The following is a 15461-nucleotide window of genomic DNA, read 5'->3' on the forward strand; positions in this document are numbered from 1 at the left end:
TTAAATTGTTTGGTTTTTTAGTTTCATAACTCCACTGCCTATGCCTACAGCGTAAAATTCAGGGAAAATACCCATCTCATTTTCGTAGGCTTTACTTACTTTTTCTTTATATTCTTCGATACTGTTTTTATGTAATAAAGTAACTGTACAGCCTCCAAAGCCTGCACCTGTCATTCTACTTCCGATAACGCCATTTGTCTTTCTGCCTTCATAGACTAATGTATCTAAAGCTTTTCCGGTAACTTCATAATCATCTCTCAATGAATCATGAGAAGCGTTCATTAATTCTCCAAATCCTTTCAAATCATTTGCTTTTAAAAGCTCTATGGCTTTTTCTACTCGTGCTTGTTCCGTAACAACATGTCTGGCTTTTTTATAGATAGTAATATCCTCAAATTTATCTTTTATGCTTTCTAAGTCTTTGATGTTTAGGTCGCATAAGTTTTTCACATCAAAATGTTGTTTTACTATTTTTAGTGCTTTATTACATTCAGCTAAACGCTCGTTGTATTTTGAGTCAGAGAGTTTACGTTTCGAGTTTGTGTTGCTTATGAGTAATGAATATTCATTAAGGACAACGGGAACATACTCATAAGATAAAGAGTTACAATCTAGTGCTATAGCATGTTCTTCTTTACCCATTCCTACAGCAAACTGATCCATTATGCCACAATTTACACCGATGTATTTGTTTTCCACTTGCTGGGATAATTTAACCAAATCAACAGTATCTAAATTCATATTTGCGATGTCATTTAGAGCATAGGCAGTAACCAATTCAATTGATGCTGATGATGATAATCCGGAGCTGTTAGGAATTGTCCCATAATATAGAATTTCCATACCTGAAAATTTACCACCTTTTTCCTGTAGCGATTTTAAAATTCCAATAGGATAGTCAAACCATTCGTTGGTCTTTTCTAAATCGTTTAAAGCAGTTTCGAGTTTATCTTCAAAATTTAAGCTTTGCAACAATATCTTATCATCATTTCGTTTACGAAGTGCTAAATAAGTACCTACTGTCAATGCACAAGGGAATACCAAGCCCCCATTATAGTCAATGTGTTCTCCGATTAAATTGACACGTCCGGGAGCGAAATAGATTTCATCTGCTATAGTATTATAGCGTTTCTCAAATTCGTCATTAAGTTTTTTGAAAATTTCCATAACAGTTTATATAGATTTTCTAATTATTAGTGATGAGGGGTTATGTATATTTGTTTTTATGTTCTCTTTTATTATCTTAGTAATATTATGTCCCATTTCTATAAAATCCGTTGATATAGTTGTGATTCCATCTGCCACGACTTCTTTCAACAGAGTATCATTGTAGGAGATAATGCCCATATCTTTACCTAATTCCCATTGATGTTTTTTTGCAAACTTTACCAGCTCAATTAAATACCTGTCATTAGGAGTGATATATAAATTGCCTTTATTCATTATTGTATCGTTGAAGGATGAAAAGATGACGTAGGGGAAATCGTAATCCGTACAGAATTTTATAAAACCATTTAATTGCCCTTTAGGTTCTTTACCTCCAGGGTAAATCATACAAAGTTTTTGGTATTTGTTTAGTAATGATTTTGCAGACGTTAAACCATTATATATATCTTCTTCAAAATTTTGATAAACTGATGAATATATGCTGTTAAGTATTGTATTAGACTGGTCGAGTATATAGGTTCGCTGTGTTGGTAATACTGATAAAATTTTGTGTACAGACTCAAATTGACAAGGCATAATAATGTAGTGGCTGTAATTACCGACACTGTTGTTTATCAACTGGGAAAATGTTGTAATGTTGAAGTGGTGAAAATAAATATCTGTAGTAGCATTTTCTCCTAAATTATCAATAATAGAAGAGTATAAATCCTCTTTAAATGAATTGAATTCATCGAATAATATAAAAACATTTAAATTTTGATTAAAATCTAATGAAGATAAAAAATAACCTTTGCCAGGGACAGATTTAATTATTCCCTTTGATTTCATGATTTTATAAGCAGCTAATGCAGTATCTCTTGAAATTTGAAAAGTTTTTGCGATGCTATTTAAAGAAGGAAGTTTTTCTCCAACACTTAAATTTCCTTCATGTGCTGAGTTTATTATAAAATCTATAACTTTTTGATAATGCGGAATGGAAGAATCGTTATGCATAACACCAAAAATTAATTGTTAGGGTATAAAAATACATAAATTCAACCAGTTGCAACCAGTTGGATTGTTAAAAATTTAACTAAATGTTGGAAAACATATTCCGTTAAGTAAAAGTTTTATCAATAAAAGTATTATTGAGATAAAAGAAAAAAACTAGAAGATTGATATAAGTTCATGAATAAAATGCTGTAATAAACCGGGTTTTAAAATCATGGGTAAAACAAAACCGAAAACTGCGCCTAACAAGTGTGCATCGTGTGCCACTTGATCAGTATTTTGTTTCGTCATTTTGTAAGAATAATATAAATATCCGATGCCAAATAAAATGCCTGGTATAGGGATGATGCCAAAGAAATAAAGCAATTCCCAAGGAGCAAAAAATATGAAGGCAAAGAGAACAGCTGAAACAGCACCTGATGCACCTACTGCGTTGTAATTATAGTTGTTTTTATGTTTCTCGAGACTCCAAAAATTAGAAACAACTATTCCTCCAAAATAGAGCAATATATAGAATAGTGTAGACATTTGCCCGAAATAAAATGAAAAATAATACTCCACTGCTCTACCAAAAAAGTACAGAACAAACATATTTACTAATAAATGCGTCCAATCTACATGAACGAAAGCATGGGTTATCATGCGATAATACTGCTTGTCTTTCCTTACCATTACTGGATTGAACTTTAGTTTTTGAAACAGTTCGTGGTTCTGAAAGCATAAAAATGAAACTAAAACTGTTAGTGCTATAATGATATATGTAATCATAATTTATGTGTTATTTATTCATGGTTTTATTTTGATGACGGATAGATTCCTCGTGTACGTTCGTAAAGATGGTTTTTACAAACTTTTCAGTCAAACCAAGGTCAATTGCTTGACGTATTCTTTTGGTTAATATTTCATCAAAGCGGTCAGCTTGAAAAATGGTAACATTATGTTCTTTTTTATACTGACCAATTTGCGAGGCTATTTGCATGCGCTCAGATAAAATTTCTAAGATTGTATCATCTAATTCATCTATTTGTTTGCGTAAGTCTGCTAGATCTTCTGTAGTTACTTTTTCATCTCTTAAAATTAAGTCTGACAGGATAGAGCCTAGAGTTTCCGGTGTTATCTGCTGTGACGCATCACTTAGCGCATTGTCAGGATCAATATGCGATTCTATCATTAAGCCATCAAAATTCAGATCCAACGCTTGTTGAGATATGGGGCTAATGAGTTCACGCTTGCCTCCGATATGACTGGGGTCACAAAATAAGGGAATGTCACGTATTTGCAGACGAAGCTCTATGGGGATATGCCATTTGGGATTATTTCGATATAGCGATTTGTTGTAAACATTGAATCCGCGGTGAATAGCAACTATACGCTTGATTCCTGTTTGGTTAATACGTTCTATGGCTCCAATCCAAAGATTAATATCCGGATTTATTGGATTTTTTATCATTATAGGTATATCAACTCCCTTCAGTGCGTCAGCAATTTCTTGTACGGCAAATGGGTTAACTGTAGTACGTGCTCCTATCCAAAGAATATCAATATCATGCTTTAGTGCATCTTCAACATGTTGGCTATTAGCAACTTCAGTGCTAGTATACATGCCTAATTCTTTTTTTACAGTTTGCAACCAAGCTAATCCTTTTTTCCCAACACCTTCAAATGAATTTGGACGGGTACGGGGTTTCCATATACCTGCACGGAATATCTGGACATCTTGCTTTTGCAGTTTTTTTGCAGTTTTAAGTACTTGTTCTTCACTTTCTGCGCTACAAGGTCCTGCTATCACTATGGGGCGTTCGGTATCCAGTCCTGACAATGTGAATGGCATCAAATCTAATTCAATCATAGGTTAATTAGCGTTTATTGCTTTTAATTTTATGGTAGTATATTGTAATTTCAGATAGCATCTTATTTTTTTATAGAATTCAATAGTATACAAAAATCTCGCCCAATACAGAACGAGATAGTAGGTGTAAATTGAATTGTCGCATTTGTAAAAATAAAACTTTTATTTTTAAATTCCATATTGCTTCTATTTATGCTTTATTTTCACTCTCAATAAAAAGCCAGATAAGCTGTTTGATATTGTTATGTTTTGGAATGGCTTTTGTTATCTTTGCAACACATTATTAAGCTAAAAAAACATCAGATGGAAGAGTATTTGATACAAATAAAAGACTACACCATTGAGTTAATTAAGGAGTTTGGGCTAGGACAAGGATGGGCAGTTTTCTTACAATCAACTATTGCAGTAGTTTGTATCTTAATTTTTGCTTGGTTTATAGATAAGATGGCGACATTGCTAATGAGACGCCTTCTGCCAAAAGTCGTTGGCAAAACCAAAAACAAATGGGATGATATCTTCTTAGAAAACAAGGTGTTTGCAAAGTTTGCCCACTATCTTCCAGGTATTGCAATGGTTTATTTAAACCCGTTGGTTAGTTCTCAAGGATTTCAAGGGGTAATAATGAATTTGATTAAAGTTTATTTTGTCATAGTAACTTTAATTTTCATCAATTCTCTCATAGATGCAGTAGGAGATATTTATGCAAAAATTAAACGACAAAAGGTTGCAGGCATTAAAATCTATCTACAGCTTCTGAAAGTGTTGCTTTTGTCGTTAGGTGCCATTTGGGTGATTTCCATATTCGCAAGCAAAAATTTCATGGAAATTCTAAAAGGATTAGGGGCAATGGCAACGATTCTTTTAATTGTTTACAAGGATACAATTATGGGATTTGTCGCGGGAATTCAGTTATCTGCCAATAAAATGGTGAAAGTCGGAGACTGGGTTTCTATTCCGCAAGATAATGCTGATGGTACTGTTATAGACATCACTCTGAATACTGTGAAGGTTCAAAACTGGGACCAAACCATTACGACAGTTCCAACCTACTCATTGATGTCAGAGTCTTTTACAAACTGGAAAGGAATGGAACAGTCTGGCGGACGACGTATAAAACGCTCTGTGAATATAGATATGGATTCCATTCGTTTTCTTTCAAAAGAAGAGATTGAATATTATAAAAGGTTTGAATTGCTAGTAGATTACATTAGTGAAAAAGAAGAGGAAATAAATAAGATAAATGAAGGGGTGACAGAATATGTAAATCAAAAAAGGCTGACGAATATAGGGACGTTCAGGAAATATATTGAAAATTATTTAAAACAGACGAACTACCCAAATTTAAACATGACTTTTATTGTTCGCCAACTGCAATCAACTGAAAAGGGTGTGCCGATTGAAATCTACTTTTTCAGCAAGGAGAAAGCATGGGAAAAATATGAGGGGGTACAGTCAGATATTTTTGACCATATTTTTGCGATGGTTCCAGAGTTTGATCTTCGTATCTTCCAAACACCTACAAGTAATAGTATTTTAAAATTAGTAAGAACACAAGAATCTTTACAAAATAAGATATAATTATCAACAGAAGGTTTTCCAACAAAAAAGAGGATTAACCCAGTTAATCCTCTTTTTTGTTTCTATATTGATATGAGTTTAATTGTTCATTTCAGCTTGTAACTTTTTATGCATAGAAGCAGCGGCGTCTCTACCGTCACCCATAGCAAGAATCACTGTAGCACCTCCTCTTACAATATCTCCTCCTGCATAGATATCTTCAACTGAACTTTGTCGAGTCTCTTCAGATACTTCAATAGTTCCCCATTTACTAATATCTAATCCTTTTACAGAATTTGGAATAATAGGGTTGGGTGATACCCCAATAGCCATAATAGCTACATCAATTGGTATGATTTCAGTTTTACCTTCTATAGGTATAGGACGTCGTCTACCAGAAGCATCTGGCTCTCCTAACTCCATATGTTGAACTTTTACCGCATTAAGTTTTCCGCTCTCATGTAAAAATTCAATAGGATTTTTAAGCGTGTTGAAGAAAACGCCTTCCTGCTTAGCGTGATGTACTTCCTCAGCACGTGCTGGTAATTGTTCTAATGAACGTCTATATATAATCATCGCATTCTCTGCCCCCATACGGATTGCTGTACGTACGGCATCCATAGCTGTGTTACCTCCACCTATGACAGCCACATTTTTACCTTTGATGACTGGTGTGTCAGCTTCTGCACTACCGGCAAACATTAGATTTACACGGGTTAAGTATTCATTTGCTGATAAAACACCATTCACGTTTTCTCCTGGTATATTCATGAATCTAGGTAAACCGGCACCACTAGCTACATAGAATGATTTAAACCCTTGTTCGCGTAACTGCTCGATAGTTTGAGTCTGTCCAACTATGAAGTTTGTTTCGAATTTCACACCCATACGTTTCAAACTTTCAATTTCAACATCAACCAAGCTATTTGGAAGTCGGAATTCTGGAATACCATATTTTAAAACTCCACCGATTTCGTGTAAAGCTTCAAATACAGTAACGTCATAGCCAAACTTGACCATATCACCGGCAAATGCCAAACCCGAAGGTCCAGAACCGACAACACCTACTTTAATTCCATTGCTTGGCGCAACTTCTTGTACAACTTTTTCATCAGAATTGTTTTCATAATCAGCAGCATAACGCTCTAGATGTCCTATGGCTACAGCTGGCTTATTCAATTTTAGAGTATAAAAACAATTAGCTTCACACTGCTTTTCTTGAGGACAAACACGCCCACATGCAGCTGGTAAAGCACTTGACTCTTTAAGTGTAGCAATTGCCTTTAAAGGTTCTTCATTTTCAATGTGTTTAATAAACTTTGGAATGTTAATTCCAACCGGGCATCCATCTATACAAGTCGGATTTGCACAATCCATACAGCGTTTAGCTTCTTCCACTGCCATTTCTTTAGTCAATCCTTTGTTTACTTCTGTAGTTTGACTTTTGCTTCGTACCATTGGTGGTACTTCAGGCATTTCTACACGCTCTTTTGCAATACGTTCTTTAGCTTTTATATTCTTTCTCAAGGCAACTCGCCACTCTTCATTACGTAGTTCTTTATAGTAATCTAAAGATTGTTTCATTTTTCTTACAATATAATTAGTAGGGTAATAAGGCTTTTATTTAAGTTTACAACTTTTCTCAAAATTTTCAAGGAGTACATTTTCTTGATCTTTGTACCCTCCCAAGCGTAGAAGAAATTCGTCAAAGTCAATCTTATGTGCATCAAATTCAGGACCGTCTACGCAAGTAAACTTAGTCTCATCACCTACAGTAACCCTGCAAGCACCACACATACCTGTACCGTCTACCATAATAGCATTTAAGCTTACCATAGTTGGGATGTTATGTTTTTTAGTTGTCAAAGCACAGAATTTCATCATAACTCCTGGTCCAACAGCGATGCACTCATCTATTTTTTCGCGTGCAATAACCTCTTCCATTCCAACAGTTATTAAACCTTTCTTACCTTCTGTTCCGTCATCAGTCATAATGATGAATTCATCAGAATTTGCTGCTAACTCTTCTTTGAGAATAAGCAAATCTTTACTTCTTGCAGCAAGGATTGTTATTACTCGGTTTCCAGCTTCCTTGAAAGCTTTGATTATTGGGAGCATTGGAGCAGCTCCGAGTCCTCCAGCACAAGCCAATATTGTACCAACTTTTTTGATGTCTGTAGGTCTGCCAAGTGGACCTACCAGGTCAGTAATATATTCACCCTCATTCAAAGCACATATCTTCTTTGATGACACGCCCATTTCCTGAACTACTAAAGTAATAGTTCCTTTGTCTAAATCAGAATCAACAACCGTTAATGGTATGCGTTCACCTAGCTTTCCAGTACGAGCAATAATAAAATTTCCTGCTTTTCTCGATGCCGCTATCAGAGGTGCCTCTACCTCAAGACGATAAATTCGTTCGGCTAATTTCTCTTTTTTTACAATTTTGTTCATGAATATACAGAGTTAATATTGGGTCAAATGTAGAAATTTACCTTTTATTACAAATAAAAAAGCACCTGTTGTACAGATGCCTTTTCAATTTAGAATAGGTTTAAATAAATATTATTTTCTTCCGTAAGGATATTGTTCTAATATTCTAGTAACCGTTTCTTTCACTCGCGTATCTCTATCTTTCTCTGAGGCATTAAATTCATCAGTTCCTTTTCCTTGCCATACTAATTGATTTGAATCTTTATCTATAAGGTCTATGTAGATTGTACTTTCAGTATATTGGCGCATTGTAAGTGTTGGTGATGGATACCACCATCCGTAACTAAAAGGATAATCATCAGTAACGCTCACTTTGTCTTTACCCGTAACAACGACATTGACCAGCAAATCAGGATCAGCGACATTGCTTTCAAAACCTTTACTTTGCAGGTCAGCCGTGATAGCCTCTACAAATCGTTTCTTATCGATATCGTTGAGTTTTAATTGATCCATACCTTCCTTGTAGAAGGCAAATGTCTGATATTTTGTAAAATCAACATCTTTATCGTAATCATAGGCTGTACGTAATGATGAACAAGAACTTAATATTGCTATAAGCAATAGACCGTAAAGAATATGCAATTTTTTCATGATAAAATGTTTTATTGATTGGTTTTAAAATTAAACTACAATTATAATACCAAATATTGCATTTAAAAACTATAACAAGGCTTTGTGAAAATCTAAGAGCTATCTTCAAAACGAAAGAGATGGATTTTAGTATATCAACATAAAAATGATATTTTTGCAATAAGGGAAATAATATAGATAATGAGACTATGAAGATACTTTTTGTTTGTTTAGGGAATATATGTCGCTCACCCATGGCTGAAACGATATTTAAAAAGATGATTGCTGAAGAAGGTCTGGAGGAGAACGTTGAGATAGAGTCTGCGGGGACTGGAGATTGGCATATTGGAGAAAAAGCAGATCCACGTATGCGTGGTCATGCTGAAAAAAGAGGATATTTAATAACAAGTCTGGGAAGGACCGTAGCTATAGACGATTTCAAATATTATGATAAAATAATTGCAATGGATGATAGCAATGTTCAGAACTTACAGAAAATATGTCCTCCAGAATTTCTTCATAAAATTGAAAAAATGACTAATTATTCACAAGAATATTCACACACCGAAGTCCCTGATCCTTACTATGGGGGTGATAAAGGATTTCAATTAGTGATTGATTTGCTTGAAGATGCCTGTAAGGGACTCTCAGCGGAGGTTAAAACGAAAATCTCGTAATTATTGTGTACATTTGAAACTAAATTTGGAAAAAGTTTGCCTCTAAAATCAAAAACGAATACGTGAAATTTACAGATTTACCATTTAACGATGTCTTGCAGGATGCCCTCAGTTGCATGGGATTTGAAACGGCTACACCCGTACAAGAAGAAGCGATTCCTCTTATTATCGATGGTCATGATATAATTGCTTCTGCTCAAACAGGAACAGGGAAAACCGCTGCGTTTATTTTGCCTGTATTGCATAAATTAACTCAAGAAAAGTCAAAAGGGGGAGTCAATACATTGGTGCTTTGCCCCACACGTGAATTAGCCATACAGATAGAGCAAGAAATACAAGCATTTGCCTACTTTGCAGGGATTAGCTCTATAGCTATTTATGGAGGTGACAGTGGCAATAACTGGGAACAGGAGAAAAAGTCACTTACAGTTGGTGCTGATATCGTAGTTGCCACACCGGGCAGACTTATTGCCCACCTCAATATGGGATATGTTGAGTTTTCTAATGTTAAGCATCTCATCTTGGATGAAGCGGATAGGATGTTGGATATTGGATTCTTTGACGATATTATTGGTATTATTAAACAATTACCTGATGAGAGACAATCTATGCTTTTCAGTGCGACTATGCCTCCCAAAATTGAGCAATTATCCAAAAAAATACTGAAAAATCCTAAAAGAATTAAAATAGCAGTATCAAAGGTTGCTGAGGGAGTCTTACAAGCAGCGTATTTGGTACATAATAATCAAAAAGTAGCGTTGGTTCGTGAATTGTTGAAAGACAAACAAGATGAATATGAAAGCGTGATTATTTTTTGTGCTACCAAACAACAGGTGAGCGAAGTCGTTCGAGAACTTCGGCAAATGAAAATGAGCGTACAAGGTATTTCATCGAATTTAGAGCAACGAGAGAGGGAAGAGGTCTTATTAAAATTTAAAGCCAAAAATATTCGTATTCTCGTGGCAACTGATGTCATTAGTCGTGGAATAGATATTAAAGACATACAGCTAATCGTGAATTTTAATGTACCTGCTGATGCTGAAGATTATGTTCATCGAGTTGGGCGCACAGCAAGAGCAAAGACCACAGGGGTGGCATTGACATTCATCAACCCTGATGATATGTATCGTTTCCAAAAGATTGAAAAACTTATTGACAAAGAGATAATCAAATTACAACCACCTGGAGAAATAGGTGACGGACCCGAATGGAATCCTAATGCCAAACCCGAAAAGAAAAGGTGGAAAAAGAAGAAGTAAAAATTTAAATAATTAGATACTATGAATTTATTGGATGGAAAAGTTGCTTTAATCACAGGTGGATCTAGAGGAATTGGGAAGGGGATCGCCATAGCAATGGCTCAGCAGGGAGCTGCTATTGCCTTTACAGCAACCTCACTAAGCGAGAAGACACTTGAAACGGAAAAAGAATTGCTTTCTATTGGGTGTAAAGTCAAAGCTTATGCTTCGAATGCGGCTGATTTAAAAGCTACAGAGAATACTGTAAGTGAAGTGCTTAAAGATTTTGGACAGATAGATATTTTAGTTAATAATGCAGGTATCACTAAAGATACATTAATGTTGCGTATGTCTGAAGAGCAGTGGGATGATGTTATTGCTACAAATTTGAAGTCAGTATTTAATTATACTAAAGCTGTTCAAAAAACGATGTTAAAACAACGTGCCGGAAGCATTATCAACATGAGCTCTGTGGTAGGAATCAATGGAAACGCGGGACAAGCCAACTATGCTGCTTCCAAGGCAGGTATCATAGGCTTTACAAAATCTATTGCAAAAGAGTTTGGTGCAAGAGGCATTCGTGCCAATGTTATTGCCCCAGGATTTATTCAAACCGAGATGACTGAGAAACTTCCTGATTCTGTGAAAAGCCAATGGATTGATATGGTGCCATTGAAACGATTTGGAGACGTGAAAGACGTCGCGAATACTGTCATATTCTTAGCTTCAGACATGTCTGCATATATCACTGGGCAGACTATCAGTGTTTGCGGAGGTATGATCTAAAAGAAAATAAACGAACTATCTTAAACTATAAAATTATGGGAGTAGCAAAAGTATTTAAAAAATTTCCTAAGACATTTTGGGTTGCCAATATCATTGAGCTTTTTGAGCGTTGGGCCTGGTATGGCTTCTTTATGTTGTTCGCAAACTATTTGACAGGCTCAGTGGATACAGGAGCCTTAGGGTTAACACAAACCGAGAAAGGCTATATCATGGGTTTTGGAACAGCCTTCCTTTATTTTCTTCCTGTATTAACCGGTTCTATTGCAGATAAATATGGCTATAAAAAAGTGCTTTTTGTCGCATTCGTTATTTATACCACTGCATTTATCTTCTTACCCATGGTTAGTTCTTTTTGGGGAGTCTTTGGCATCTTTATCTATTTAGCTATAGGTGCAGCACTCTTTAAACCCGTTATTTCTGCTACTGTTGCCAAAACCACTACTGATGAAACATCGTCAATAGGCTTCGGTATTTTCTATATGATGGTGAATATTGGAGCATTTATAGGTCCAATGGTAACTTTGCTGTTTAAAAACTCTTCGTATGATTTAGTATTCTATATTTCAGCAGGTATTATTGCTTTGAATTTTATCTTATTACTTTTTTATAAGGAACCCGACCGTGTGGTTACAAAAGAGAGTCTTGGCGAATCATTGAAGACTGTTTTTGTAAATATTGGGAAAGTTTTGGCAGATTTTAAGTTCGTAGTATTTTTAGCTATTGTAGCAGGTTTCTGGACAATGTATAATCAGTTGTTCTTTACACTTCCGGTATTTATTGCACAGTGGGTTGATACCTCTGCAGTATATGATTTCTTTAGTGTAAATATCCCTTTCTTTAGTGAAAACTATGGTAAAGCTGACGGACAGATGGAGGCAGAGTTTATCACAAATTTTGATGCGATGTTCATCATTATTTTTCAAATAGTCGTATCTAGTATAGTTATGCGTATCAAGCCATTAAAAACGATGACTGTTGGGTTTCTAGTTTGTTCTATTGGTATGGCTTTAACTTTAGCTACCCAGAATGTCATGTACACCATTGGGGCAATTTTAATATTCTCTTTAGGAGAAATGGCAGGCTCACCAAAAATTACAGAATATATTGGTCGTATAGCTCCGCTTGATAAGAAAGCGCTTTATATGGGTTACTCTTTTATCCCAGTATTTGTTGGAAATGCTCTAGCAGGCTTAATTTCTGGAGGTGTTTATCAAAATCTTTCAGATAAAACTGAGTTTGTGCAACAGGAAGTAGCCAAAAGAGGTTTAGATATATCTGATAGTTTATCACAGAATGATTATTTTGAAACTGCTGCTACTCAAATGGGTATGAGTTCTCGTGAATTAACCAACTATCTTTGGGATGCCTATCATCCTTATGATATGTGGTATGTTATTTTAGGAATAGGACTAGTGTCTGTTATTGCTCTTTACTTGTATGATAGATTTATGATGAGAGAGAAAAAATAATTCAACAACTACAGTAAAAAAAAACGGTTGTCATTTTTTATGGCAACCGTTACTTTTTTAGAAATGAATTTTTTACCCTAGTTTTTCACCAAAAGCTAAGTCACCTGCATCACCTAATCCTGGTGAAATGTATGATTTTCCAGTGAGTTTTTCATCGACTGCTCCAACCCATAGAGTTGTATTTTTAGCATTGAATTTTTCAATTATATATTCTACACCTTGTCGGCTGGCAATCACCGAAACGATATGCGTATGCTTAGGAGTGCCTTGTTTTAGCATAGCGTTGTAAGAAACCTCCATAGAATAACCTGTTGCCAACATAGGGTCTGCCAAAATCAAAACTTTATCTTCAATCGAAGGAGATGACAGGTATTCAAAATTTATCTTAAAATCCCCATTATCCAAATATTTTCTGTAAGATGAAATGAACGCATTTTCTGCTCTATCAAAATAATTTAGCAGACCGGTGTGCAATGGAATACCTGCTCTAAGAATAGAACCCACAACTATGTTGTCCTTATGCAAAGGGACCTCTATGTGGTCCAAGGGGGTTGTTATATCTTCAGGTTGATAAGTTAAGCTTTTACTGATTTCATATGCGAAGATTTCTCCAATACGTTCTAAGTTTTTTCGAAATCGCATGGGATCCGATTGGGTTTTTGAACAACGAAGTTCCGAAATAAAATAGTTGAAAATAGAATTCTTGAGTCCTAAGTTAATTACTTCCATAAGATTTTTGCCCAAAGATACTATTTTCTGTAAAAAGTGAAAACCAAAGTAGCTATATTTTTAAAAGAAAGAAGGGTATGTTTTTGCTAGGTCAAAGAGTAAATAGCCTATAACCAAAAAAACAATAATGCTTGGGAATAGATGGTTTTCATGTTTTGAAAGACTGTAAAGAATAGTGAGTGGGGGGACTATAAATATAATGTATCCGCCGGTGATAGGATAAAGAGTAAGACCTAAAAGTAGAGATAAAATGAAATAGATAACTAAAAAGAAAATCAATATATGTTCCACAGGTTTTTGTAAACTAGAATACAGCCTTATCGCTTGCAGCACAATGAGAGCAAACAATAATCCAATTAATAAATAATCAGCTAGAGTAAGCACAGGTATTTGAGTGCAATGTTGGGGGATTTCTATAAAATATCGTTCCCAATTAGGCAATAAATCTAGAAAATAGAGTAACGGGAAAACAAAAAGAATAGGAATAAATACTCCAGCCCAATACTGCAGAAATTCACGTAAGGAGAATCTGAAAAGAAATAAGGACAGTGATAAAACAATTGCCAGAACAATTAAGTAGGGTTCTATTATGAGTGCTAGACCAATAAAAAAACCAGTATTAAATACTAGAAATATACCTTTTTTATTTTCCTCTGAAGTCAATAACCGCAGGATTCCATTCATGAACAGGAGTAGGGCAAAGAGCGAAGAGGTCAGTTCAGGCGTGTATGCAAGTAAACTGAGTATGCCAAAAAACAACGCAATGGCATAGGTTGTTTGCACTTTGATATACGCATTGATAAAAGCAAATGAGAAGTAAGTTGCTGTAAGAATAAATATAATCCCAATGTAAACATTAGCAGGAAATTCATTGTCTAACCAAGAAATAGGAGTGGGCTTTATAATTAAACCCTCAGCATTAGGTGTATACAATTCCCAAACCAGTTTAATAACGGCAAAGATTGGTAGTAAAATCAGCCAAGTAAATGTAGCAAATCGTATCCGTTTCACGCAATCTGTATTTTTATTCAAAGTAATGAAAAAAATCAATAATGTTGTCATAATTACGGTATAAATGTTAAAAAATGCTATTGAATCTCTATAGTTTGGTGATTTGCTAAAAATAACTTTACCTTTGTTGGCATTATTCAGAAAATATGTTTTAAGTATGAAGAACATTCGATACTATATTCTTATCAGTTTCCTCACCATCCTTTTATTATTAGAAGCCAAATCATCAAGTATTCAATCCCTAGAATCAGAAATAATAGCTAAGTCAGGTTCAGCAAATACAACTACGACCGAATCTATTTTTAAGGAGCTGTACAAGGATATAGATGCAGCATCTTATGATTTGAGTTATGAAGCTTTTCATTATGCTATGTTGGGCTATATAGCTATGGTAGAGAATAAAGCTTTGGATAATGATGAAGTTATTACTATTATTGATTTCACCAAAGATAGTTGCAAAAAACGCTTTTATACTATTGATTTATCGGAGAAAAAAATTGTTTTCAATACTTTAGTGAGCCATGGCAAGAAAAGCGGTAGCAATGTTTGCACTAAATTTTCCGACATTCCGGAATCACACCAAAGCAGTATAGGATTTTATACTACAGGCAATACTTATATCGGTAAACATGGAAAAAGTCTGCGACTACACGGCAATGAGCGAGGCTATAATGCGAATGCTTATAAAAGAGCGGTGGTCATCCATGGAGCAGATTATGTGAGCGATAATTTTATAAAAAGCTATGGACGATTAGGACGTAGCTTTGGTTGTCCAGCATTACCAATGGGAGAGCACAAAGAGATTATTCGCAAAATTAAGGGTGGATCTTTAATATTCGCATATTACAACGATACTGAATATTTGCAAAATTCACAACTATTAAAAGAAAAGGATAGCAAAAATTTAATAGCTACCCTTTAATCT

General features: G+C 35.0%; 13 protein-coding genes and 1 pseudogene. 6 read left to right on the top strand and 8 right to left on the bottom strand.

What is annotated here, in order from left to right; genetic code table 11:
• The 4 genes from C7377_RS06750 to C7377_RS06765 form a co-directional block, all read right to left on the bottom strand.
• Positions 1 to 1167 (bottom strand): galactokinase, encoded by a 1167-nt coding sequence (locus C7377_RS06750; RefSeq protein ID WP_207778439.1) that lies wholly within the window; start codon positions 1165 to 1167, stop codon positions 1 to 3.
• A 6-nt stretch (positions 1168 to 1173) separates the two neighbouring features.
• Positions 1174 to 2160 carry a GntR family transcriptional regulator gene (locus tag C7377_RS06755; RefSeq protein ID WP_116496571.1) on the bottom strand — a complete coding sequence of 329 codons (987 nt, stop codon included), beginning with the start codon at positions 2158 to 2160 and terminating at the stop codon, positions 1174 to 1176.
• Between the two features lie 153 nt (positions 2161 to 2313).
• A complete protein-coding gene (locus C7377_RS06760; protein ID WP_116496572.1) occupies positions 2314 to 2925 on the bottom strand; it encodes a rhomboid family intramembrane serine protease in 612 nt (203 codons plus the stop codon).
• Positions 2926 to 2935: 10 nt separating this feature from the next.
• Positions 2936 to 4003: a bifunctional 3-deoxy-7-phosphoheptulonate synthase/chorismate mutase type II gene (locus C7377_RS06765; RefSeq protein WP_165806867.1), complete on the bottom strand. Its 1068-nt coding sequence runs from the start codon at positions 4001 to 4003 to the stop codon at positions 2936 to 2938.
• Positions 4004 to 4309: 306 nt separating this feature from the next.
• Here C7377_RS06765 and C7377_RS06770 point away from each other — a divergent pair, with 306 nt between their 5' ends.
• On the top strand, positions 4310 to 5584 hold the full coding sequence (locus C7377_RS06770; RefSeq protein WP_116496574.1) for a mechanosensitive ion channel family protein: 1275 nt from the start codon (positions 4310 to 4312) through the stop codon (positions 5582 to 5584).
• Between the two features lie 78 nt (positions 5585 to 5662).
• Here the strand turns inward: C7377_RS06770 and C7377_RS06775 are convergent.
• A pseudogene (locus C7377_RS06775) lies at positions 5663 to 8017 on the bottom strand (bifunctional dihydroorotate dehydrogenase B NAD binding subunit/NADPH-dependent glutamate synthase).
• Positions 8018 to 8128: 111 nt separating this feature from the next.
• A complete protein-coding gene (locus C7377_RS06780) occupies positions 8129 to 8647 on the bottom strand; it encodes a DUF4136 domain-containing protein (protein WP_116496575.1) in 519 nt (172 codons plus the stop codon).
• 188 nt (positions 8648 to 8835) lie between these two features.
• Here C7377_RS06780 and C7377_RS06785 point away from each other — a divergent pair, with 188 nt between their 5' ends.
• The 4 genes from C7377_RS06785 to C7377_RS06800 all read left to right on the top strand — a co-directional run bounded on the left by C7377_RS06785 (position 8836) and on the right by C7377_RS06800 (position 12796).
• Positions 8836 to 9303: a low molecular weight protein-tyrosine-phosphatase gene (locus C7377_RS06785; protein WP_116496576.1), complete on the top strand. Its 468-nt coding sequence runs from the start codon at positions 8836 to 8838 to the stop codon at positions 9301 to 9303.
• Between the two features lie 62 nt (positions 9304 to 9365).
• Positions 9366 to 10562 (top strand): DEAD/DEAH box helicase, encoded by a 1197-nt coding sequence (locus C7377_RS06790; RefSeq protein WP_116496577.1) that lies wholly within the window; start codon positions 9366 to 9368, stop codon positions 10560 to 10562.
• Positions 10563 to 10583: 21 nt separating this feature from the next.
• Positions 10584 to 11327 (top strand): 3-oxoacyl-[acyl-carrier-protein] reductase, encoded by a 744-nt coding sequence (gene fabG, locus C7377_RS06795; RefSeq protein ID WP_116496578.1) that lies wholly within the window; start codon positions 10584 to 10586, stop codon positions 11325 to 11327.
• Positions 11328 to 11362: 35 nt separating this feature from the next.
• On the top strand, positions 11363 to 12796 hold the full coding sequence (locus C7377_RS06800) for an MFS transporter (RefSeq protein ID WP_116496579.1): 1434 nt from the start codon (positions 11363 to 11365) through the stop codon (positions 12794 to 12796).
• Between the two features lie 72 nt (positions 12797 to 12868).
• Here the strand turns inward: C7377_RS06800 and upp are convergent, their stop codons facing one another.
• Both upp and C7377_RS06810 read right to left on the bottom strand, forming a co-directional pair.
• A complete protein-coding gene (gene upp, locus C7377_RS06805; RefSeq protein WP_116496580.1) occupies positions 12869 to 13525 on the bottom strand; it encodes a uracil phosphoribosyltransferase in 657 nt (218 codons plus the stop codon).
• A gap of 60 nt (positions 13526 to 13585) precedes the next feature.
• Positions 13586 to 14536, bottom strand: a complete 951-nt coding sequence (locus tag C7377_RS06810) for a DUF6427 family protein (protein WP_133241468.1) — start codon at positions 14534 to 14536, stop codon at positions 13586 to 13588.
• A gap of 157 nt (positions 14537 to 14693) precedes the next feature.
• Between C7377_RS06810 and C7377_RS06815 the strand changes: the two genes are divergently transcribed.
• Positions 14694 to 15458, top strand: coding sequence for a murein L,D-transpeptidase catalytic domain family protein (locus C7377_RS06815; protein WP_116496582.1), 765 nt, complete (start codon positions 14694 to 14696; stop codon positions 15456 to 15458).
• The last annotated feature ends 3 nt before the right edge of the window (positions 15459 to 15461 follow it).

The organism is Balneicella halophila, assembly GCF_003096835.1.
In the GTDB taxonomy this organism is placed as follows: domain Bacteria; phylum Bacteroidota; class Bacteroidia; order Bacteroidales; family Balneicellaceae; genus Balneicella; species Balneicella halophila.

Bases quoted from the DNA above. Each gene is read 5' to 3' on its own strand.
- C7377_RS06815 (WP_116496582.1), top strand. From the start codon at position 14,694: ATGAAGAACATTCGATACTATATTCTTATCAGTTTCCTCACCATCCTT.
- C7377_RS06770 (WP_116496574.1), top strand. From the start codon at position 4,310: ATGGAAGAGTATTTGATACAAATAAAAGACTACACCATTGAGTTAATT.
- C7377_RS06780 (WP_116496575.1), bottom strand. From the start codon at position 8,647: ATGAAAAAATTGCATATTCTTTACGGTCTATTGCTTATAGCAATATTA.
- upp (WP_116496580.1), bottom strand. From the start codon at position 13,525: ATGGAAGTAATTAACTTAGGACTCAAGAATTCTATTTTCAACTATTTT.
- C7377_RS06760 (WP_116496572.1), bottom strand. From the start codon at position 2,925: ATGATTACATATATCATTATAGCACTAACAGTTTTAGTTTCATTTTTA.
- C7377_RS06750 (WP_207778439.1), bottom strand. From the start codon at position 1,167: ATGGAAATTTTCAAAAAACTTAATGACGAATTTGAGAAACGCTATAAT.
- C7377_RS06755 (WP_116496571.1), bottom strand. From the start codon at position 2,160: ATGCATAACGATTCTTCCATTCCGCATTATCAAAAAGTTATAGATTTT.
- C7377_RS06785 (WP_116496576.1), top strand. From the start codon at position 8,836: ATGAAGATACTTTTTGTTTGTTTAGGGAATATATGTCGCTCACCCATG.
- fabG (WP_116496578.1), top strand. From the start codon at position 10,584: ATGAATTTATTGGATGGAAAAGTTGCTTTAATCACAGGTGGATCTAGA.
- C7377_RS06800 (WP_116496579.1), top strand. From the start codon at position 11,363: ATGGGAGTAGCAAAAGTATTTAAAAAATTTCCTAAGACATTTTGGGTT.